This is a genomic window from Sphingobacterium sp. UBA7625, from assembly GCF_002484085.1.
Lineage (GTDB): Bacteria > Bacteroidota > Bacteroidia > Sphingobacteriales > Sphingobacteriaceae > Sphingobacterium > Sphingobacterium athyrii.
Window position 1 is genome coordinate 13412 of sequence record NZ_DLJD01000027.1, and the last position, 23243, is coordinate 36654.

At 41.7% G+C, this 23243-nt stretch carries 17 protein-coding genes; 6 read left to right on the plus strand and 11 right to left on the minus strand.

The window, feature by feature from the left end; translation table 11 throughout:
* Positions 1–84: 84 nt before the first annotated feature.
* Positions 85–1326, plus strand: coding sequence for a YaiO family outer membrane beta-barrel protein (locus B4G94_RS11570; protein WP_108632900.1), 1242 nt, complete (start codon positions 85–87; stop codon positions 1324–1326).
* Here B4G94_RS11570 and B4G94_RS11575 read toward each other — a convergent pair.
* From B4G94_RS11575 to B4G94_RS11615, 9 genes are all read right to left on the minus strand, one after another.
* A complete protein-coding gene (locus B4G94_RS11575; RefSeq protein ID WP_286858992.1) occupies positions 1323–4745 on the minus strand; it encodes a sulfatase-like hydrolase/transferase in 3423 nt (1140 codons plus the stop codon). The two genes, B4G94_RS11570 and B4G94_RS11575, sit on opposite strands and share 4 nt — an antisense overlap.
* Positions 4739–5809 (minus strand): hypothetical protein, encoded by a 1071-nt coding sequence (locus B4G94_RS11580; protein ID WP_286858993.1) that lies wholly within the window; start codon positions 5807–5809, stop codon positions 4739–4741. The genes B4G94_RS11575 and B4G94_RS11580 overlap by 7 nt, the downstream gene beginning before the upstream one ends.
* 6 nt (positions 5810–5815) lie before the next feature.
* Entirely contained in the window at positions 5816–6172 is a 357-nt protein-coding gene (locus B4G94_RS11585; RefSeq protein WP_108632039.1) for a response regulator transcription factor, read from the minus strand.
* A 4-nt stretch (positions 6173–6176) separates the two neighbouring features.
* Positions 6177–10091 (minus strand): response regulator, encoded by a 3915-nt coding sequence (locus B4G94_RS11590; protein ID WP_286858995.1) that lies wholly within the window; start codon positions 10089–10091, stop codon positions 6177–6179.
* Between the two features lie 325 nt (positions 10092–10416).
* Positions 10417–11571, minus strand: coding sequence for a TIGR03364 family FAD-dependent oxidoreductase (locus B4G94_RS11595; protein WP_286858996.1), 1155 nt, complete (start codon positions 11569–11571; stop codon positions 10417–10419).
* Between the two features lie 18 nt (positions 11572–11589).
* Positions 11590–12930, minus strand: coding sequence for a DUF5690 family protein (locus B4G94_RS11600; protein ID WP_286858997.1), 1341 nt, complete (start codon positions 12928–12930; stop codon positions 11590–11592).
* Positions 12931–13123: 193 nt separating this feature from the next.
* Positions 13124–13702: a helix-turn-helix domain-containing protein gene (locus tag B4G94_RS11605; protein WP_108632044.1), complete on the minus strand. Its 579-nt coding sequence runs from the start codon at positions 13700–13702 to the stop codon at positions 13124–13126.
* A gap of 121 nt (positions 13703–13823) precedes the next feature.
* Positions 13824–14648, minus strand: coding sequence for a glycoside hydrolase family 16 protein (locus tag B4G94_RS11610; RefSeq protein ID WP_286859000.1), 825 nt, complete (start codon positions 14646–14648; stop codon positions 13824–13826).
* A gap of 210 nt (positions 14649–14858) precedes the next feature.
* The gene (locus B4G94_RS11615; protein ID WP_286859001.1) at positions 14859–15233 is read right to left on the minus strand and encodes a nuclear transport factor 2 family protein; all 375 of its coding nucleotides are present in this window, start codon (positions 15231–15233) and stop codon (positions 14859–14861) included.
* Positions 15234–15633: 400 nt separating this feature from the next.
* Here B4G94_RS11615 and B4G94_RS11620 point away from each other — a divergent pair, with 400 nt between their 5' ends.
* The 3 genes from B4G94_RS11620 to B4G94_RS11630 are packed head-to-tail and all read left to right on the plus strand — an operon-like array spanning position 15634 to position 17532.
* Positions 15634–16566: a ring-cleaving dioxygenase gene (locus tag B4G94_RS11620; RefSeq protein ID WP_286859003.1), complete on the plus strand. Its 933-nt coding sequence runs from the start codon at positions 15634–15636 to the stop codon at positions 16564–16566.
* A 34-nt stretch (positions 16567–16600) separates the two neighbouring features.
* Positions 16601–16900, plus strand: a complete 300-nt coding sequence (locus B4G94_RS11625) for a GNAT family N-acetyltransferase (protein WP_286859005.1) — start codon at positions 16601–16603, stop codon at positions 16898–16900.
* Between the two features lie 11 nt (positions 16901–16911).
* Positions 16912–17532 (plus strand): alpha/beta hydrolase, encoded by a 621-nt coding sequence (locus B4G94_RS11630; protein WP_286859006.1) that lies wholly within the window; start codon positions 16912–16914, stop codon positions 17530–17532.
* Positions 17533–17710: 178 nt separating this feature from the next.
* On the opposite strand, the gene B4G94_RS11635 is transcribed toward B4G94_RS11630, so the two are convergent.
* Positions 17711–18994 carry a Gfo/Idh/MocA family protein gene (locus B4G94_RS11635; RefSeq protein ID WP_108632051.1) on the minus strand — a complete coding sequence of 428 codons (1284 nt, stop codon included), beginning with the start codon at positions 18992–18994 and terminating at the stop codon, positions 17711–17713.
* A 386-nt stretch (positions 18995–19380) separates the two neighbouring features.
* On the opposite strand from B4G94_RS11635, the gene B4G94_RS11640 reads away from it, so the two are divergent.
* Complete coding sequence (locus B4G94_RS11640; RefSeq protein ID WP_077434921.1) at positions 19381–19572, plus strand: cold-shock protein; 192 nt, start codon at positions 19381–19383, stop codon at positions 19570–19572.
* Between the two features lie 194 nt (positions 19573–19766).
* Entirely contained in the window at positions 19767–20897 is a 1131-nt protein-coding gene (locus tag B4G94_RS11645; protein ID WP_108632052.1) for a DEAD/DEAH box helicase, read from the plus strand.
* A gap of 67 nt (positions 20898–20964) precedes the next feature.
* Here B4G94_RS11645 and B4G94_RS11650 read toward each other — a convergent pair whose 3' ends face one another.
* Positions 20965–23235, minus strand: coding sequence for a cation:proton antiporter (locus B4G94_RS11650; protein ID WP_286859010.1), 2271 nt, complete (start codon positions 23233–23235; stop codon positions 20965–20967).
* Positions 23236–23243 lie beyond the last annotated feature (8 nt).

A 23243-nucleotide genomic window follows, 5' to 3' on the forward strand; every position in this document is an offset into this window, starting at 1 on the left:
TTTTTAAAACAAGCATTGGCAAACAATATTTTCTAATTTTAGTTTATATATTAGCAAGCTAAAATGTCAACTATACAATCTGGAATGAAAAAAGTAATCTATCCGTTACTATCCCTCGCTTTATTACCTTTATTTTCAACTGCCCAAGAGACAAAGATCACTGCTGATGATCTCTTTGCCAAAGCGCGTAAGGTAGCCTTTGATTCAAAAGATTATCCGCAGGCCATTCGATTATCGAAACAGGCACTGCTACAGGCACCGGATTATACAGACATCAGCATTTTCCTCGGACGCCTTTACACGTGGTCGGACAAGATTGACTCCGCCCGGACACTCTTTAACGAACTGGATCTGAAAGACACAAAAGATGAAGACTTCTTTTTAGCCTATGCAGCGCTGGAGTACTGGAACGACCGGGCTGAGAAAGCCAGCCAGCTGACCGACAAAGGGCTGGGTTTTCATCCGCAATCACAGGATCTGCTTTTGTTAAAAGCAAAGATCAACTATAGCGCCAATCACTACGAGGTCGCCGAAAATGCTGTTCATCAACTCCTCAAGATCGACCCCAAAAATGCGGAAGCGCGGTCTTTGGCCAAAAACATTGAGGAATATACCGCTAAAAACGCCATTGGCCTAACCTATAATTTCGTCTATTTTGACAAGCAGTTTGACAATAACTGGCACATCGTTGGCCTGAGCTATAAACGTGCTACTCCCATCGGATCTGTGATTTTTAGAACAAATTATGCGAATAAATTTGCGGAAAACGGTGTACAATTTGAAATGGAAGCTTACCCACGGCTGTCCAAGCTGTTTTATCTCTATGTTGGAGCAGCTTACTCCAATAATGTGGGCATATTTGCCAAATACCGTACAGGTGTCTCCTTATACGCCAACTTACCGCATAGTTTTGAAGGGGAAATTGGGTACCGGCAACTCTATTTCAGCGACAATATCTGGATGTATACGGCTTCTGTCGGAAAGTACTATCAAAACTTCTGGTTCAATCTGAGAACATACCTCACACCCGGCGAGAAGAATATTTCCCAATCTTATACCGGAACAGTACGTTACTATACCAAAGGTGCAAACGATTATTTCGGATTTAGCGCTGGTACAGGTTTGAGTCCCGAGGAAAACCGTAACAATTTATTAGATAACGCACAGTACAAATTAAAAACATTTAAAGTGGGTGCAGAGTACAATTTCTCGGTCAAACAAAGTAACCTATTTTCGATCTCTGGCACCTATTATAACCAAGAGTTCAGACCAAAAGAAAAGGGAAATCAATTGGACATCATTCTGGGTTATATCCGCAAATTTTAGTCTTTTTTCAAGGAACCAAAATAATTGCTGTAAACGCTGTCCGGTAGCAGTCGTTTTTGAGTAAAAAACAATTTGTTCTTGCGCTTAAACAGTTCAAAGCGCTTGGACATTTCTTCTTTTGCAGCATCCGAAGCAATATCCTCATTGAGGGTTCCGTCCAGCTGATATACTTGCCCTTCAGATAGATGATAATTACCGCGTACAAAGTCAGCCAGTTGATTTTTGCTCTGCATCATAGCAATCCCCTCTCCTTTCGCCGACACACCTTTATCAAGTCCCTGGCCGATCCAGGTCACCTGAGCTGGAGTTTTTAGCGCAAAATTTTCTCTGTAATAGGCCAGCAACGAAGGGGCTACGTCAAAATGGCTCACAAAGTTGTGGAAGGTCTTTGCTTCTTTTAAGAGCGGTGAATAAATCAAAAGTGGCACATGATAACGGTCGATTTTGCTTTGCAAAGGTATCTCCGGCATGGCATGGTCTCCTGTGATCACAAAAATGGTATTTGCAAAATCGGGCCTTTCTCTATATTCCTTAAAAAACTGTTCCATGGCATCATCCAAATTTAAGACGGAGACAAGCTGCGTCCGGTTTTCCATGGCCCACTTTTTTTGCGTTGGCGACAGCTCCGAGGATGCTTTTCGCTGATCAAATAACTGCTCATAATGGGCTGTGTTATTAATCAAAAATGGATTGTGTGTAGACAGTGTCAGCAGGACGTGGAAATAAGGATTCTCCTGCACTTTCTGTACTTCAAGCAATTTACTAAACACGGCCTGATCTTCATATCCCCAACTTTCCCCGCCTTTTTCCGGTAACTTTCTATACGGTGGACCAAAAGCATCCTGGTCAATGAGTCTATCGATTTGATTATAGTCCATGAATTTTTTCATGAAATCGAAATTAGAATGACCACCATAGAAAAACCCCGTATTGAAACCATTGTGCTTCAGAATATTGAACAGGTTAAAATGATCCGGCAATGTATCCTGTTCGAGGAAACCATGCACAGCGAAAGGCAATGAACCGGTTAGGGTAGGCAATACGGAAAATGTCCTTCCGGAGGAACTTATATTATTATCCCAATACAAGGATTGTTTTTTTAATGTGCTTATAAAGGGTGTAAAGTTGCCAATATAGCCATTTTCTGAACTATAGGCATGTCCTAAACCTTCAATCACAAGGATGACCAAATTCGGCGCCTTTGCTGTCTTTTTTAAATAAGTTCCCAGAAAATCTTTGGTATCTTCAGCTTTCAAAAAAGGAAATTTACTATCCAGCTCCTTTGGATCCACATCATCTTGATACAGGGCAGCCAGCATTCCGGGATGTTCCTCCACATAATCTGACAAGTTGGATTCAAAAAAATACCGCCATTTGCTGCGGCTTGCATTGGCCACGAATTCGTCTTTTGCCGAAGCATTTCCCAAAATCGAAGCCGAAGAAATAAAACAGGCCCCAAAGCCCAAAGACAAGCATGCAATGCCCACATAAGCCTTTTTAAAAGTCTGTTTATTGGCCATCCAAAGGGGAACCCAGGCAATCACAATCAATACTAAAAGCAAAGCAATATTTGTAAAATTCAACATGCCGCTGGCTTCCAAAATCTGCTTCATCTCTTCGGAACTGTAATAAAACATATCTGCTCCGAGCAGATTTCTCGATTCTCCAAAATACAAAAACAGGATAAATTGGATGACAACAATAGCTGAAAACGACAGCACCAACAGGATCCTGGCCCAGAAGCTGCTTAAAAACTGAAGCAATAAATACCCGATACCCACACAGCCCAATACCTGAAAGGCAAAAAGCAGGTTATCTCCAACAAGGTATTTCCCTGCCCCCGCTTCGGCAAGCTGGGCAAAACGCCGGCCATACCACCACCATTCTATCGCAATGGATAACATATACAGCACAAAGAAAACCAGCATAACAGGACCTATTCGCTGCAATGCCGAAATTAACCGCTTGCCCAAGTATGTCCATACAGACTCATTCGCCTCTTTTTGCTGAAAGCCTTGTCTTGTCATCTCACCCCAGCCATGTTGCTTGCGAAAGTAATCAACCACGCCCTGTACACCGGCTTTAACAACAATGGGGTGAAAATATAGCGGTTCAAGAACAGCGGTTGCAATTAAGGTGGAGAGGTCTCGTTTCTTTGTATAAACCTGATGACTGACGAGGTCAACCAGGATGGCATAGATGGAATATAAAATTCCAGAAGCAATGACCAGCGCAAATAAGGCGAAGAAGAAGGGCCAGTTAATAATTCCTAAAATAAAAAAGATCACGAAAACGATGTAACCCGTAAACTCGACAATGGGGCCCAAAAACTCAAATAAAAACCAATAAGGCATACTGATCATACCAAAACGACCATACTTGGGGTTAAACATCAGCTTGCGGTGCTTCCATAAGGTCTCCATGGTACCTCTCATCCAACGGTTGCGCTGTTTGCGCAAGACCTCTTTTGACTCCGGTACTTCTGTCCAGCATAGGGGATCCGGAATATTAACGACCTCATAGGCTTGCTTTTGCTCTTCCATATAACGCCGCATACGAACAACAAGTTCCATATCCTCACCCACCGTATTTCTGTCATAACCACCGCAAGCCAAAACGATCTGACGATCAAAAGCCCCGAAGGCTCCAGAAATCAAGATCAATCCGGAAGCCCTGGACCAAGCCATCCGACCCAAAATAAAGGCACGGATATATTCCAAAGCCTGTGTTCGTCCCAACCAGGACTTCGGAAGATTGACATCCGTCACAGAGCCATTCACCACATTGCAATTATTGGCCAAACGTATTACGCCACCACAGGCAATAACGTGTTTGTCTGTTTGTTCCAAAAATGGCTTAGCCAATTTTAAGATCGCATCCTGTTCCAGAATACAATCCACGTCAATACAGACGATATAATCACCGGCAGAAATATTAACACCAACATTAAGTGCATCCGCTTTACCGCCATTCTCTTTATCGACAACGATAAGTTTTTTAAAGGCTGGATTTTTACTTTTATAGATTCCTCGGATCGCCTTGGTTTCAATATTTCCCTGCACGAAAAATGAAGAAGGTTCGAGCTCATAAGCCGCAATTAATTTCTGCATGGAATCATCCTTGCTCCCATCATTCACAATGATAATTTCCAAATTATGGTAATACAGGGACAATAAAGAGCGTACATTCTCGATGATGGTCATGCCTTCGTTATAGGCCGGTGCAATCAGACTGAAGGTAGGTGCATTGGGATTAGTAGCGATAATACCATAATCGGTAAATGCATTTTTATGTTTATAGCGAAATACGGCTCCATAGGCATATAAACCTATCCATGTATAGATAATAAATACGGCGGCAGAATAAAGCAAAAATAGCCAAACTACAATTTCATAGACGATATGGGAAAATTCTAACATTTTTTCTCTTGCAAAGCGTGTTTAATAATTTGTATAAGTTCGTCGTAAGTATCTGCCTTTTGCGAAATTTCGCGTAAATATTGTCCTTCTCCTAAAACCACGAGCACCTCAGCCGCATGGATTTTAATCGATACGGCGGCATTATTCCACAATTGATCCTTCAGAAAGCCCTCACTTTCCTTGCTCCTAGCCACCTTCATGGATTTTAGAATTTCGAGCTGTACATCAATGGGCTGTTGATCAAAGCAGGCAATAAATTGACTGATCGTCGCACTATTTTCTATAGCCTGCATGGTGCGTATGGCCTGCACACGAACAGACGTGGAAGTATGATCAAGCAGCTCATATACTGCCGTATAAAATGCCATCAGCCTAAACTTACGGATAAGACGTAAGGTAAATATAACGACCGAATCATTTGTGCTCTTTAGCCAGGTGTAAGCCTGAACATCCGAAAGTTCAGGTATATGATGAATTGAGGACAATAAGCGTAGTTGCTGCCAGTCTGATAGCGGTTTATCAAAATGTGTCAGAAATTCCAGGCCTTCATAGCCCCGGAAAGTCACCATGGCATATTGTGCTTCCTGATACACCACGGTACGATCATCATTTAGTTTAGCTTTTATCTCCGGAATTGCCGCTTCAACCTTCATCTCAGCCAGTTCCTGTATACCCCCAGCCACGAGATAGGCTTTCCGTTGTCGTAGCTTTCGCCAGGCTTCGTCTTCCAATTTAAAATCATAAAACAACCTATTGATGGCTTTTTTGGTTGTTCCTGAAAATTTGCGGCCAGAATCTACCAGTATCTCCAAAAAAAGTATTCGAAATGAAGGCTCCTTTAAATGCCGGCTGAACTCGCGGTCTTGCTCGTCATTTCCATCGCTTCCCACAACCCGCTCCATAATCTTATACTCAATGATCTGTTTCCAGCTGTGTCGATTGTGCAAGATTCTATAACTATAAAAGCTATAGCCCAGTACCGTAATAATCAGCAGCAGAACCAGAATCAAGACGACAACAATCGCCAGGATAAGCTCATGTAGGACAATATGATGGAAACTCATCGCAGTCTATTTAATTGTTAAGCGTTTTATTCTCAGGATCAGCTCGTTTGGACTAAATGGTTTAACCATAAAATCCGATGCGCCCAGGTCAAAGGCATCCACAACCACTTCCTCCTGTCCCATGCTGGATAACACAATGACAGGGACTTTTTTTCCGTGACGTTTGATCGCCGAAAGAATTTCAATTCCCGATGCAAATGGCATCATAATATCCGTCACAATCAGATCAAAATCTGATTCCTTAATTTTTTCAATAGCTTCCTGACCATTTCTGGTCAAGACAACCTCGTGTCCTTCCTTTACTAACTTGTGTTCTACGGTGCGCAAAATTAACTCGTCGTCTTCGGCAATTAAAATCAACATATTCCTATTTATTTAAAATTTTTGTAATCAAATCCAATCCGATCTCCATTTCTTCTTCAATAACGGCAAAGGCTTTTGACAGATCGGTATCAAATGACATATTGGCTTCAAGTTCGTTCGTTAAATGGGCCAGTTTAATGAGTCCGGCAGTTGAAGAGGTTCCCTTTAATTTGTGTAGAAGCTCCTTGATACGCTTCCTATCATTTTCCCTTTTTGCTTCGGTGATCTGTGCTCTCGAGGATGTAATTTCCTTGATAACCAAATCGAGGAAAAAGGATAAAAATGCAGGATCATCGCCAGCCTGCTCATGCAGACGTCGCACATCCAAATGTGCAGCCAAATCAACTGCTTCAATTTCTGGTGTGCCAGAAACTTCCACCGATAACATTGCCTGCTGCAAGGCATTAAACAAATCCTGCAGACGAATAGGTTTAGCTAAAAAGTCAGACATGCCAGCTTCTAAACAGCGTTCCTTTTCTCCCGAAACATTGCCGGCAGTGATACCGATAATGGGCGTATCTTGGTATTGTTTCATCTGACGGATCTGTTTTGTTGCTTCGATACCGTCCACTTCCGGCATCTGCACATCCAGCAGGATAAGATCGAAATTTACTTCCTCACATGCCTGAACTGCGTCTGCCCCATTTGACACTTCTGTTAAAATAGCATCGGGCATAATACTGGCCATCATTCTTACATTCAACGCCATGTTTACCGCATTGTCATCAGCCAGTAGCACCCGGATTCCCCTACCATAGGATTCCGTAGGCAAGGATAGGTTTGCTTTCGCCTGTCCCAACTCTTCTTTATTCTGTTGGATTGCCCTGCGCAAGGTTTGATACAACTCATCCGATTTAATGGGTTTCAGCAGGCAAAACGAGCGTTCCTCCTGTCTAAATGCCGAAATTACCTCATGTTCTTCAGAAGATGTATGCAATACAATCAACGGAATCCCCTCACCTTGTTTCCGAAAGAGCTCCTTAATCTTTTCAATGGTTTCAAGGCCCGATAAAATAGGCATATGATAGTCCATTAAGATCACATCAAAGCGTTCGCCCTTCATCAGCAGCTGCAATGCTTCCATACCATTTTCGGCCAGGACAGATTCAACTTGTTTATAAGCCAGCATGTGTTGCAGAATAATACGATTGTTGGCATTATCGTCCACCACAAGCACCCTATTTAATGGCAAATCGGCATCTTGGCTTTCCATTTCTTCACAAGAAACTTCAATATCAAAGTAGAACCTTGATCCTTTGCCCAATTGGCTGATCAAGTTCAGCTTACTCCCCATATACTTTAATAAATTATTGGAGATGGTCAGTCCAAGCCCAGTTCCACCATATCGTTTGCTGACGGAACTGTCCTCCTGCGTGAAAGCGTCAAAAATACGCTGCTGTTTCTCTTCAGGAATTCCAATCCCCGTATCACGTACTTCAAAACGCAGGCTTAGCTTGTCGCTGTCATGATGAAGCTTGCTTATTTTAAACTCGATTTCCCCCTGCTCAGTAAACTTAACCGCGTTGCCCAATAAATTAATAAGGACTTGTTTAATGCGTGCTTCGTCAACCCATACAAAAGCCGGCAATCCTTGCTCAATATTCAAAAGCAATTCGACCTCTTTTCTTTGCGCCTGGTATAATACGACATTGATCACTTGGTTTGCGATATCGTATACATTATGCTTATCGACAAACAGTTCCAATTTTCCGGACTCGATCTTCGAAAAGTCCAGAATGTCGTTGATAATGTTCAATAAACTGTTGCCGGATTCATTAATATAGCCCAGATACTGCATTTGCGTATCATTCAGCGGAGTTTTCAATAACAAATCCGAGAATCCGATCACACCATTTAATGGCGTCCGGATTTCGTGACTCATATTGGCCAAAAATTCAGACTTGGCCTTGCTTGCCAGATCTGCCATATTTTTTGCAAGTTTTAACTCCTCATTTATTAGGACAGATTCCGTGATATTTTGCGTGAAAATAATAATTCCCCCAATGGTGCCATCTGTCAGATGCCATGGCCGTACTTCCCAGTTGAAGTGTTGTGGTTCGGCAATTCCGCCGACCTGAATAACTTCGTCTATATTTTTATAGGGGATGCCCTGCAATGCATCTTGATAGATTTTCTTTCGCTGGTCCGGAATATCCGGAAAAAGTTCAAACAGGTTTTTGGTGAGCAATTGATTTTCATCCTTATGAAAATCTTCAATCCATTGATTGCTCAGCGACACATAATTAAAATCACGGTCGAACATCGCAACGGACGCGGGCACGTAATTTACAAACGCACGCAACATGGATTCTTTACGTTCTAATTCAAGATACAGCGATTTACTCTTATCAATATCCTGAATGATACCAAATACCCGCTTACAGACATCATTCTCAAATTCAGGGATTCCTTTTACCCTGACCCAGATTGTTTCTCCATTCTGTTTTAACAGGCGAAGTTCCGTATCATAGGGTTTTCTATTACGGACCGATTCTTCGAATATATGCCGCAGTGCTACTTGGCTATCCGCTTCATAAAAGCCAATAGCATGTTCAAAATCAGGTGTAAAATGCGGATCAACACCATGAATTAATTTTGTTGAATCGGACCAGTAGACTTTATTTTCTGCAAGGTTTACCTCCCATCCGCCGACTTGGGCGACAGCATTGGTCTGTTCCAGGATCTGTTTGGTATGCCGCAGATCATTTTCAAGACGCAGGCGATCGGTCATATTCAATGCCGTACTGACCACATAGGGTTTGCCCTCTTCATCCACTTCGACCATATTATGGTAAAGCCAGGAAATATTTTCACCGTCTTTCGTCTGTAGCACCATCATCGCCGAATCCTCCTTATTCTGCACGATTCGCTTTAGGTATTCTTCCACCAGTCCCACATGGTGTGGCGGAACCAATTTTTTCAGGTTGAGCGATTTAACCTCATGCTGTTCATATTTCAACACCGCCCTACCTTTTTCATTGACCGCCAGAATATTACCTTCCATATCATGCATGCTCATCAAACCGATGGCATTTTCAAAAAAACTTCGGAAGCGACGTTCCGAATTCTCCAGCTTCATTTTTTCCTGACGCTCCTGTGTGACATTACGCCCAAAGGCTAAAATTTCATGATTGATCGCATCATACTTAAAATGCCATTCGATAATAACCTCAGAGCCATCCTTTTGAGGTGTTGATGAGGTGGATTGAATCCCATAATCTGCCGTCACGATCCGCTTCAAATCGGAAGCCAGCGTTTTCGTATCATCTTGCAATAACGTCAGTAAGGACTGTCCGATACTTTCTGATCTTGAAATCCCCAATACGTTTGTAAAAGCAGGATTGACATCTTTAATTTGACAATCTTGGTCTAATACACAAATGACGTTATTTGTCAGCTGAAAGATTTCGGAGAAATATCCAGCCTGTCGCTTTCTTTTTTTTCCAAGAAGAATCTTGGTTACACCCACTCCAAGCTCTTCCAATAAATGTTTCTGCCTATCAGAAAGCGACTTGGGCTGAAAATCTATCACACAAATAGTTCCCAATACATCCCCATCCTCATCCATTAGCGGCACCCCGGCATAAAAACGAATATTGCCTTCCCGTATCAGCGGATTGGAGGATGAGCGCGGATCCGCAAAGGTATCCTCTATGACAAGTAGCTCTGTGCTCATGATCGTATACTGACAGACGGTATTCTTTCTTTCGACGGTATCCAGTTCCATGCCAACACAACTCTGTATACGTTGTGTTTGCTCTTCCATCATGGCAATCAGTGCAGCAGGAGAATCCGTAATCAAGCAGGCAGCCTGTGCAAACACATCCAATTCTGGGTCTTTCCCTAGCCCCATTAACTCATAGGACTTTAATTTCTCTATCCTTCGCCATTCATTTTCAGGGAAATTCTGATTTGTCATAAGCTGTTGTCCGTTACTTGTGGTTTATTATGCCCGTGAAGTTAATAAAAACATTGTTGAACACATAACCAATAAGGAAATATCATTGAATCATACTTATTTGATAAACAATGATAACGCTAAATTGTTGCTGTCGGACATAGAAGATTGGCCAAAAATAAATGTACACCTGCTTTTCAAATTCTTAATAATTAATTTTTTTAAAACCAACAGGACCGAAATGCTCCACTTCTTTCTCATACAAAAATTGCAGATTGCAGGATAAAGCCTATAAAAAAAACGCCCTCCCGAAAAAAGGGAAGGCGTTTTTTATAAAAGGAATATGCTAAAACAGCTTTTCAATACTTTGTTCGGCATATCCGGCACTGGCCGTCATCCCTTTGCCGCCGATACCTGTACGCACATGGATGCGCGGACTGACATCAACTTCGAGAATATGATCTTTATGCTGTGCATAGAAACCTGACCAAGAGGAAGCAATCCAATCTTTCTGCATCGGAATAATACGATTTGCCTCGGCAATCATGAGCTCGTTGATGTAAGTATCAACCGCAAAGCCTAAGTCATCCAATCGATTCCCCGCCGCATATTCATGTGAATCTCCAACAATAATACTACCATCGGTGGCCTGTTTAAATAAAATATGTATTCCATATTTCCGCAGTTCATAATAATGCTCAGGCACCGGGATAGCCCCAAATGATGGACAATATTCTTCAAAGCTTTCATAACGACGAATCGTTAAACCGGTCAGGATATTTCCCGGTAGCTGGATCTGAGGTAACGGTCTGGTGCGCATCATTTGCAGTTTACTAATTTCGAGACCACTGTCATCAAACAATGAACGGTACAAGATCTTAAATTCGTACCCGTTACAGATAATGATTTTCGCTCCCTCAAAAACTTCGAGGCTGCTTGTCGTCAAGCTCGCCTGCTCATTACCATCTTCACAGGCAATAACGGTTGTGTCATATTTTAATGTATATTTTTCAAATTTTGCCTGCATGAAAATATGCAACTGGCGAATCATTGTTTCAGGTTCGGCGCTCAGTTCCTGATCAAAAACAATAGCTTCTTGAACATAATCGGCATTCATGGCGGGATACTTTGCCAAGATTTGCGCTTTGGACCAGAGCGCATGATCGTATCCTTTCGTTTGATAATGTGCAGACAGCTCGTGAATGACCTGTACTTCATCAGCATCAGATGCAATATAAATACTGCCATTATTCCGAATGGAGATATCCATTTCCTGTTGGATGGATTGGTATATTTCCAGCCCCCGTACACCATAATCAAACCATTCACCTGCCATCCCCGATGGCACCACCTGACCGAAGTTGCGCACAGTAGACCCGACAGGAAAATTATCCTTTTCCAACTGGAGTACACTTAATCCTTTTTTCAATGCATGATAGGCGTGAAAAGTCCCCAGGATACCACCGCCAACAATAATTAAATCGTATGTATTTGTTTTCATTCTTTAAAATAATTAGCATTAACTTATTTGTACTTCACCACTGTTCGCTTGCCAGGGCTGCAGCAATTCATCGCCTTTCTTCGTTTTCATCTGTTCTTTCTTCCGAACAAAGTAAACTAACGAAAAGATCGCCAGGATAGCACCTATAATGGAAGCCAGATAAACCAACTGGATGAAATAAGCGCCCCAAGTGACTGAATTTGGTAAAAATTCTTTATTCATTAAAATCAAAAAGCTCCCTAGATAACCAACCGAATCAGCCATATACATGACAAAACCAATATTACTTTTCATGCGATAGGTCGCAATCATACGTTCGAAAAATATGGCATTATAAGGTATATAAGCCATATAAAGTCCCAATCCGACCAATAACATCCAACTGAGACCGCCGATCCAATGCATGGAGAATAAATAGGTCGAAATCCCGGCGGTCAAAAAGCCCAAAATAATCATGTAATGAATCAGCTTAAATGCTTTCAGATTATCTTTTATCATAATTAAACAGCCTATTAAAATCAAGACGATAAGCGCAATGGTTCCATCGACTTTAGCGAATATCCCCGCTCCTTTCAGATGCAGCATTTGCCAGATTTCTATCTCAAAATTATCACGAACGTCACGTAAAATCGTCAACATTGTATAAATAATAATGGTCAACATAATGCCGGGCATAAATACCTTGAAAAAATGTTTACGCATACCGGCATCCATTGCTACACGTTCGGTCCGCAGCTGCTTATCTTGTGCTGTTGGCCCCGGGGCATTTTCAAGGATCCAAATACACAGGACAAAAGGCATAAAAAAGAGCATACCGGTAAAAAAAGGCATCCAGAATTCATTGACGTGGAAAGTGGACATAAGCCAGCGTCCCACCGTTTTAATAAAACCGGAAGCAAAAATCAAACTGACAGACATTACCGCACCCATAATTTCGGTATATCGACGACCTTCCAGGTAGCTGAATACCAAACCCCAGACCATCCCCAACGGGAAACCATTGATAAAAAGAAAGAGTACATTCCAGGGTTTAGGGAAAAGTGCAAAAGCCAATAAGCCAGCCCACGAAATACAAATCAAAGCAAGTAAGTAGCGCCCTCTATTCCGCTGCTTGCTCTCAGAAATAAATTTAATCCCATAGAATTTCGAAAACAGATAGCCCAGCATTTGAATAATAACCATACACACTTTATAATCTATTCCCAAAATAGATTCATTGGCAAAAGCCGAAGCCGTAAATGATTTTCGGAATGAATACATACTTGTGTAACATAAAAATGCCGTGATAGCCAGTAAAATGGCTACCGACCGTTCGTCTAACCCCGCAATCCGCTTTTTTATTCGCTGGTTCAAATCCATGATTTAGAATTGTTGACGGACCTCATTGTCCGCAATCAAAAGTAAATTCTGGAAATTAACATAACACTAAACTTTTGTTAAGTATTTATAAACAAATATAAGTAACCGAACTGACATTGTACAACCCTCAATAAAAAAGCATCAATGAAAATTTTCATTGATGCTTTTTTATTAATGGGCTAGCCTGACAGAACTATCGTTTATTTTCAAAGAAATACACAATGAGCATGACTGCTTTTTCCTTTCCGACATTGCGCGGTGTATGTGAAAGCCGTCCATTAAAGAATATGGAATCACCCTCCTCCAGCCGAATGCTTTGATCCTGAAAGATATATTCAACTTGCCCGCTGATGATATATTTATATTCGTAGGCTTCCGTCTCTACCATTGGGCGCTGTGCATCAGGCTGCAGTTCCAAAAGTACAATATCCATGGTGGAACTCTCTATTGCGGAGGTGAAAATACGTTTGTAATGAAATCCAAGGGCATGCTCTTTTTCAAAGGATGTATAGCTATCTTTTTTTCGAACAACGACCGGCCCTGCATCCAATTCGGAATTGAAATCTTTAAAGAATTCATTCAGGTCAACATCCAGTGCATTAATAATATTAATTAACACCAACAGGGAGGGTATGGTCCGGTTATTCTCAATCTGTGATATCAGTCCTTTGCTTACTCCAGCTTTATCAGCAACTTCCTGTATGGTAATCCCTTTTTCTTTGCGGATTTCTTTTATTTTATGACTAATCTTAAATATTGTATTATCTTCCATAATTGGGATCAAAAATAAACATTATTTTTCGGCTTGGTATGTTAAGTTTTTGTCACTTAATTTTGACTAAAAACCATCTTAATGATCAATGGTACTTCTTATAGATCTTGACTCCCGTTCACTATTGGTAAACCTTGACCCAATCTATGCGCATTTCGACCGGCAGCTGCTTCAAATCCACTTCCCCTACCCAAGTTCCGCCAAGCTGTTGGTCAATCAACAGGTAAAAAGGTTGACCATAGGGCCATTGGGACGCATCGACACCAGTTATCCGTGGATAGGTAAATGTATCCACGCCATTCAGCTGAAATACAATCCGATCTGGATACCAGCTGATACCATACACATTGTAGTCCCCCGCATTGACTTTTGCCGTTCCGGAATGTTTGGGATTATCCTTCTGTCCCAAATTCAAGGTGTAATGTGAATGAGTCGTTTGATAGATAATATCATCAAAATTAAGGTGTTCCATGATATCAATTTCACCGTTTCGCGGATACTTCCCGTATTTGTCCAACTCAGCCAGCATCCACATTGCCGGCCAGGCGCCTTGGGAACTGCCAAGTTTGGCTCTTATTTCAATACGTCCATATTGAAAAGCAAATTTTCCTTTACTCCATATCCCGCCAGTGACAAACGGTCGTGCATCTTTCTTCTGATCGGTATTCTTGATCCCTTTTAGAATCAATTCTCCCTTTTCCCATCCAAAACAGGCATCATCTTGACTCATGTGCCGGTTCCAGTCTGCTCCCCCTGCCGGAATCCGGCTCCATTTGCTTGTATCCAAATTTGATGAGTTAAAATTCTCCTCCCACACAAGCTTCCATTTTTTTGTCTGCCGACCGGGATTTTGTAAATACACCTGTGGATTTTCTTTTGGGTTGTGATGGACGCTACAAGCGGAGATAAGGATATAAAAAAGGCCTGCACCTAAAATTCGCTTCATTTAGATTAATTATTTTCTGCTTAATTACAATGTCAATAACGTATTAAATATAAGGCCTTTTTTATAAAGGAATAGCATGATTAAACAAAAAACAGCCGATATACTAAAACATGGGGTGACTATTGGCAGACTCTTTGGGTACATCTTGCTGTGTATCCCAGTGTTCAACAATCTTTCCGTTTTCTAAACGAAAGATATCTATCGTTGATTTCAGACTGCCATCAGCATTTTTATTTTTAAGGTGGATAAAAACCAGATCCCATCGGAGGCAATATGCTGTACATCAATCTTGGTTTTTGGCTGCCCTTCAAACCATTTTGCTGCAGCAGCCTTAAATGCGGCTGCACCATCCGCTACTGCCGGATTGTGCTGAATATATTCCGGGGCAATATAACGGTCGACGGCAGAAAGATCTTTATCTCCGAACATCTGCTGATAAAAGTCCAATACGATTCGTTTATTCTCTTTGTTGATATCCAACTGCGTCTGTCCTTTCTCCTCCTTAGCCTGTTGGCTCTGCTGGCATCCCGTAAATACCAGTGCTACGATTGCTATTGACAGCATAAAATTTCTGCTTGTTTTCATTATTTGAACCTAATTATAATATATAAAAGAACCTATTATATGCACTGCCCCGTATTTTATTGTATCCAATAAACAACATTTGGTCCATAATTTTGTTTTCAAAACAACCATCCTTCACCCCAAAATAGATCTTGAAAAATATGGCATGATAATTGAAAAATACTTTACAGTATAAATTCAAAAATATACATTTCATAAATTTAGGTTAATAATTGGTTAGGTTAAAAACACCTGAGGTCCCCAACTTCAGGTGTTTTTTTGTTTACGGGCCTTGTCCTATTAAAATTTACCAACAAATTAAAACAAAAAGTCAATTCCTGTTTTTATTAATCTAGTTCAATGATTTTGTTTTTCAGCTGCCGTAATTTTACAACAGTTAAGAAAATAAAAAAAAACAATTATGGATAATAAAATATTAGGACTGCATCATATTACCGCGATAGCTGATAATGCAAAACGAAATCTTGATTTTTACACAAAGGTCCTAGGACTTCGACTTGTAAAAAAAACTGTCAATTTTGACGACCCTGGCACTTATCATTTTTATTTTGGAAATGAGGAGGGCAGCCCGGGTACGATTCTTACATTTTTCCCTTGGGAAGGTATCGGTAAAGGTAAACAGGGCGCCGGAATGGCTACCCATATTGGTTATGCCGTCCCGGAGGGTGGTCTTATTTTCTGGAAAAACAGACTAAAGACACACAATGTGGCTTTTCTGGAAGATGAAATTTTTGGTGAAAAATTGATCTCATTTACCGATCCGGATGGTTTACAAATACAGTTTATTGAACCTTTAGCTAAAGATACTAGAAGCGTATGGACGACAGCGGATATCAATCATGAAAATGCATTAAAGGGATTTCATAATATTACCCTGTCCTTAAAAGAGGCTGATCCCACACTAAAGGTTCTGACGGATATATTAGGATACTCCGTGCAGGGGCAGGAGAACGAACGCTACCGCTTGACTACCGACAGCATAGCCACTGCGAACATCGTCGATATTGTTGCAGACCGGAATTTACCTTTCGGACGTAATGCCGCCGGTACGAATCACCATGTCGCATTTCGGGTAAAAGATGATAACATCTTGATGGAATATCGCGAAAAGGTGCTTGCCGCAGGTCTGGATATTACACCAAAAATCAATCGGGACTACTTTTTCTCGCTTTATTTCCGTGAACCGGGAGGTGTTTTGTTTGAAATCGCAACAGACAATCCGGGATTTACCGTTGATGAGCCATTGGAAAGTCTTGGTACGGCACTTAAATTGCCAAAACAATACGAAAGTCATCGGTCACAGATCGAAGCCACTTTACCAAAAATAGATTAAGATCAACGTAAAAACTATTAAATACTGCAAAACAATGGAAAGAACAGAAATTGTACTGGATAAAAATCAGCGTGGTGAACTTCAATTATTCTCCGATGAGAAAAAAGCTGGTTTAATGAGCATCGCCATTATTGACGGACGATTGGTCGTCTACCATACCGAAGTCGATGAAGCCTTTGAAGGTCGAGGATTTGCAAAAATACTATTGGAAAAATTGGTGTCCCATGCACGGGAAAATGCGATGAAAATTGTGCCTTTATGTCCTTATGTAAATGCACAATTTCACCGTCACCCTGACACCTATGCCGATATATGGTTTAAGAAAACAGTATAGGAAGGGAGATAATGAGTCATTCTAACAACATCAAAACAGCGGGGCATAGCCTGGAAAATGCTAAAAAAGCATTGATCATGATTCATGGCCGTGGCGGAAATGCAACAGATATCCTGAGCATGTCAGCTTATCTCAATGTAGGGGATTATGCCTTACTCGCACCGCAAGCTGACAATTACACCTGGTATCCACATTCATTTATGGCTCCCGAACAAAGTAATGAGCCCTGGTTGAGTTCTGCTCTTGAAGTCATTGAAAATACCGTGCAGCTTGCTTTGGACAAGGGTTTACAAGCAGAAAACATCTATTTTTTTGGTTTCTCCCAGGGAGCTTGTCTGACGCTTGAATTCCTGGCGCGAAATGCCAGACGATATGGTGGCGCAGTCGCTATAATCGGCGGATTGATCGGTGAGCAAATTGATCCGGGCAAGTATATGGGAGACTTTGAGCAAACACCGATATTTATTGGCACCAGTGATCCAGATTTTCATGTGCCCCTGGAACGTGTCAACGCCAGCGTGAACATCCTCGAAGGCCAGCATGCGGACGTCAAGCTTGCTGTATATCCCAATTTTGGTCATTCGATTAATCAGGAAGAGATTACCATCGCCAACGAGTTTGTCTTTCAGTAAATGCATCCTGGCTTAAGTATCCTTATCGAAACAGGAATCAACAGGCCGCTCAATATCCGCGACATATCCCGGGTTTAAGCTGAAATAATTTTCAAAGCTTAAACCCGGGATATGCTTTAGTAATCCTGTCACGGAACGATTGATCCCTCTGCTCCGCTATCCCCCTTTTTTCATACCTTTAGACTTTAGGGTATTTATAGCCGTTATGATAGACTGAAGCAAGGTATTTATTTGCTTTTTCGTCATTAAAACGTTGCTTTTCATTATTCCAATAGAGCTTTTGCCCTGTTCTATAGGCGATATTTCCCAATTGCGAAAAAATAGCAATATGGGCGCCGGCTTCAAGCGGGGCATTCAACAGGGCCGGATTTTTCTTGCGGATGGCATCCACGAAGTTGGCCATATGTTTTTCCAAACCGTTGTCTACGGAAGGTTGCAGGGCGACCGCCTCCATCCTTCCCTTTTCGGGAATGACTTCCCAGCCCCCGCGATTCAGTACCAAAGTTCCGTTATTGCCAATAAATGCCACACCATGGTTGCGGTTATAAGGTCCTAAATCAATTCCCTTTGCATGCTCCCATTGAATATTAAAGTTGTCAAATTCATATACTGCGGTCATGGTATCCGGTGTTTCTCCGGCATCATCCGGAAAAGCAAATTTTCCACCTGAAGCCATTACGGATTTTGGGTCGGAAACTTTCATTCCGAGCAGGGCGTAGTCGAGCATGTGTACCCCCCAGTCCGTCATCAGACCACCAGCGTAATCCCAAAACCACCGGAAGTTAAAATGAAAACGATTGATATTAAAAGGCCTTTTTGCGGCGGGGCCCAACCAATCCATATAATGTACACCTGCGGGTATTGCCCCGTCCGGCTGAATCGGAATGCTATTTTTCCAGCCTAGATAAGACCAAGCTTTTACCAAACGTATTTTACCCAGTTTACCCGAATGTACAAAATCAATGGCATCCTTAAAATGCTGTTGACTCCGTTGCCACTGACCTACCTGAACAATTGCATTATTTTTTGTTGCGGCTTGCAGCATGAGCTGACATTCCCGAATGGAATTCCCAATGGGTTTTTCGACGTAGGTATGCTTCCCGGCGTTCACCGCATCGATCATCTGAAGGCAATGCCAATGGTCAGGTGTACCGATGATCACCGCATCCACATCCGGACTAAGCAGCATTTTTTTATAATCCACATAGGTTGCAACCTTCATATTTCTATCCTGCAGCTCTTTCGCCCTTTTGCTTAAGATATTTTCATCTACATCACAAAGCGCTGTGCATATCACACCATCCTGCTTTAGCAAAGCATTAAGGTCAGACCAGCCCATACCATTTACCCCGATCACGCCCACCCGGATCGGCTGATCAAATAAGCTGGATGCCTGGCTTTTGAGCATAAATGTAGAGGCGGCTAAAATACTGGAAGTTCGGATAAAGTCTTTTCTATTCATCACATGTTGGTTTATTATACGCGAAGGTTTAAGTTCCCGATGAAATTACAAAATTCAATTTAAGCCCTTACCCTAATCATTGTAAAATATATATCGACATTCAAAGCTCTCCGCATTAAAGTCTCTTCGGGACAGTAGAAAAATCAGACAAAATTATGGTATCTAAAAGCCTTATGCTACTATTTTCAGGGATACGGCTGTTACAGAAAAAGCTAAATACCGTTGGAATACTGACTTTCAATACGATATAAAAACAGGCCCTAATCCATTTGAAGGTTGATTAGGGCTAAATAAATAGGGAGAAAGAAAAAAAACTTTGTTATTTTAACGAAAAATAAAAGATTAATCATTTATTATCCCTACCTTGCAGGACTTAATTAAAAATAATGAATACAGGTAAAATTAAATTTTTCAATGAAACTAAAGGTTTTGGTTTTATTACACCAGAGGATGGTAGTGCAGATGTTTTCGTACACGTTTCTGCTCTTAAGAACCAAGTATCTGAAGGCGACGTTGTAACTTATGATGTAGAAAGAACTCCAAAAGGAATCAACGCTACAAACGTAAAATTGGCGTAATCCAAAAAATACACTTTCTTGTTAATGGGGTAATTCTTAATGATTTATCCCATTTCTTTTTCGTATTCTTCCCTTGTTATTTTCAATGTACTTATTCATTTCGGGTATAATTAAAGATACCTCTAATCAATTATTTGATACTATAGAATAGCTAAAGGGTCTTCGTTTAAGCTTATTTTTCCGAATCATATTTAATGGAATTCAAACAACTCAATTTAATACCTCCTCTCCTCAAGGCAATCGCGGAAACAGGATATACAACCCCCACTGCAATACAACAAAAAGCGATCCCCGTTATATTAAGCGGTCAGGATCTTATTGGATGTGCACAAACAGGCACTGGTAAAACAGCGGCATTTGCCCTGCCCTTGTTGCAACGTCTATCCGAGAAAAATGTACACGTGCAAGGTAAAGTAATGCCCATCCGTGCCCTGATCCTCACACCAACCCGTGAATTAGCCATACAAATCGGTGAGAATATCAATTTATATCGCAAACATCTAAAACTAAATTACTGCACCATTTTCGGCGGAGTCAATCAGGACAGACAGGTCAAAGAAATAAAAAAAGGAGTGGATGTTTTAGTAGCCACACCGGGCCGTCTTTTAGACCTGATGAATCAGAAACTGGTTTTTCTTGATAAAATTGAAGTATTGATCCTCGATGAGGCTGACAATATGCTCGACATGGGATTTATCCATGACATTAAAAAAATCCTTGCGAAAGTTCCCGAGAAAAGACAGACGCTGTTTTTCTCAGCAACAATGCCGCCCAATATTCGCAAATTTGCACACGGTATCTTGCACAAGCCTGTCGAAGTGGACGTAACTCCGGTAAGTTCTACTGCTGAAAAGGTAAATCAGTCGGTATACTTTATTGAGAAAAAGGAGAAAATAAAATTGTTGACGAGTTTGCTTAAACAATTTAAGCAAGAACGTACGATTGTATTTTCACGTACAAAACATGGCGCTGATAAGATTGTCAAACTGTTGGCTAAGAATGGACTGCGCGCTGCTGCAATTCACGGCAATAAATCACAAAATGCCAGACAAAAAGCATTGGGTGAATTTAAAGAAGACCGACTGAAAATTCTGATCGCTACTGATATTGCTGCACGTGGAATAGATATTGAACAATTGCCTATGGTCATCAATTATGACCTACCCAATGTACCCGAAACCTATGTTCACCGCATTGGGCGGACAGGTAGAGCGGGTCTGGAAGGAAATGCCATTTCTTTCTGTGATGTGGAAGAAAGACCTTATTTAAGCGATATTGAAAAATTGATCGGCTTAAAGATCAAAGTGAATAAGGCAGGAAAATAACTTTCCTCCTTATTCTTACACAAAGCGCGCCGGAACAATCTTGTTTCGGCGCGCTTTGTGTAAATCCTTATTTTTTTCGGTCGGCCAGCAGTAAGGTGGATGGTGTATGGTGTAGCCAGTCCATCTTCTTGTTGACAATTTTATGCCAACACGGTAAGCTGATAAGCATCAGATCCTGTTGTGCCCACAGCTCGGCATCAAGCTCCTTCTCTTCCAATATCGTCAAATGATTGGGAACAAGCTGTTCCAGCTGCCTTAGCTTTTCCCGGAAACTCTCCTGCTTCCGCAAGATCTGGTCAAAATCCCACACCATCACCTGCGCATCCGAATGATGAATTAAGCGTTGGATGATTGCCGTTAGGAATTCATCATTTTTCAACAGGATAGGAACAATAACATGACGGGGCCGGACAAAGTTTTTGTCGATCAAAATACCAACCATCGCATTGACCTTGGCATTGATCTGCTGATTTCGGTCAAATGTAGCAAAGGGCGATTCCGCATTTGTCACGGTATGGAATAATTTCTCCGGATTGATAATACGTGATGTAAAATCCAGAAATCGTCCCAACAGGCTACCTTCGTATATGGATTCGCTCACACCCAACAACAGCAGATCCTGATGCTGTTCATTTGAGGTCTCCACAATTTCACTGTCAATGTCGCTGGAAATTTTGAAAATCGTCTGAATAGGCTGTTCCAAATTTGCTGCAGTCTCCTTTATTTCGCGGAAGCTATCCTGCTCCTGTGTTTCCACCTCGTAATGATGGAGCTCATTGGAAGGTTCGATATGCAATGCAGTAATTTCAGCCGTATTTTTGGACTTTAAAGTAAGTGCATCTGCCAGATGAAGCAGTGAAATTCCGGTATTGCTCTTGGCAAATGACAGGAGGATCTTAAATTTCGACTTATTCTGGATTTCCTGCTGTAGTGAACGTTTTCTCGGCCGATATAAGTAATTGATCAGATCCAGTGAAGGACCAGTCATAAAAGTGGTAAGCAGCGCCATGACGACCATCATGGAGAATAATTCGGCACTTAATACACCGAGGTCATAACCGATATTCAATACGATCAGTTCCATGAGTCCCCGGGTATTCATTAGCGCACCGATACTCAAGCTATCTTTCCAGCTTTGTCCCACAAAGCGGGCAGCCAATGCACTTCCGGCGAATTTTCCAATTACCGCCACCAAAATAATCACGATGGTGATGATCCATAGCTGCGGGTCATTCAATAAACCGATCTGTGTACGAAGTCCCGTGTATACGAAAAATAGCGGCAGCAACAGTAGCGTCGACACATCCTCGATTTTTTCAATAAAGGCTGTTCGAAAACGGCTGCTTTCGGGCATGATCGCACCCGCCATAAACGCACCGAATAACGCATGTATACCGATGACTTCAGTTGCGTAGGCCGAAAATAAAAGCACAATAAAAAAAATGGCGACAACAGGTTTACTCAAACCTTCACGCGTACCTTTCACCTCTCCCACCCGCATAAGGAAAGGGCGCACAATTTTTATCATCAATAAGACATAAGCAACCGCAAGGGCTATCGTGTACAAGGCACTGGCAAAATCCCCAGCCTTCACAATCGCAATGACCACCGCCAAAATGCACCAGGCTGTAATATCATCCGCCGCGGCACAGGTAATGACCATCGCACCCAGTTTACTTTTTTGAAGTCCCCGTTCCTGTACGATCCTGGCCAGGACAGGAAATGCCGTGATACTCATCGATATACCGATAAACAGACTATAGGACAAAAACTCCACATTCGCAGGTGGGTGGTATAGGTATAAAAAATAAGCCAGGGAAATTCCCAGCGTAAAGGGGATAACAATACTGGCATGGGAAATCACCACCGCATCGTGCGCTTTATTGCGCAGTACATTCAAATCCAGTTCCATACCGATAATGAACATAAATAAGATCAATCCGATCTGGCTCAAAAACTGTAGATTACTAAGCGATTCAACCGGAAATAAGGTATGCGCAAATTCAGGGAAATAAAGCCCCAATAAGGACGGGCCTAAAATAATACCAGCCAGCATTTCACCGATCACGACCGGTTGTTTGATTTTGATACATATCCATCCCATCACACGGGCGGCGATAATAATCGTCACAATCTGTGCCAGCAGTATCGCTAATGGATGTCCAAGGCTGTGCAGAAAGGTCGTTTTAAAATCCACCCAGGCCCCCTGGCTTGTCTTTTCACCGGTAAGCAGTCCCTGACTCTGCAGCTGTGTCCCCAAATGGATAACCCAGTACATCACCACAAGCAATGTGCCTATTAGGGTTACATAAAAAATCGTATTCCTGTATTTCTTCATCTTTTTCG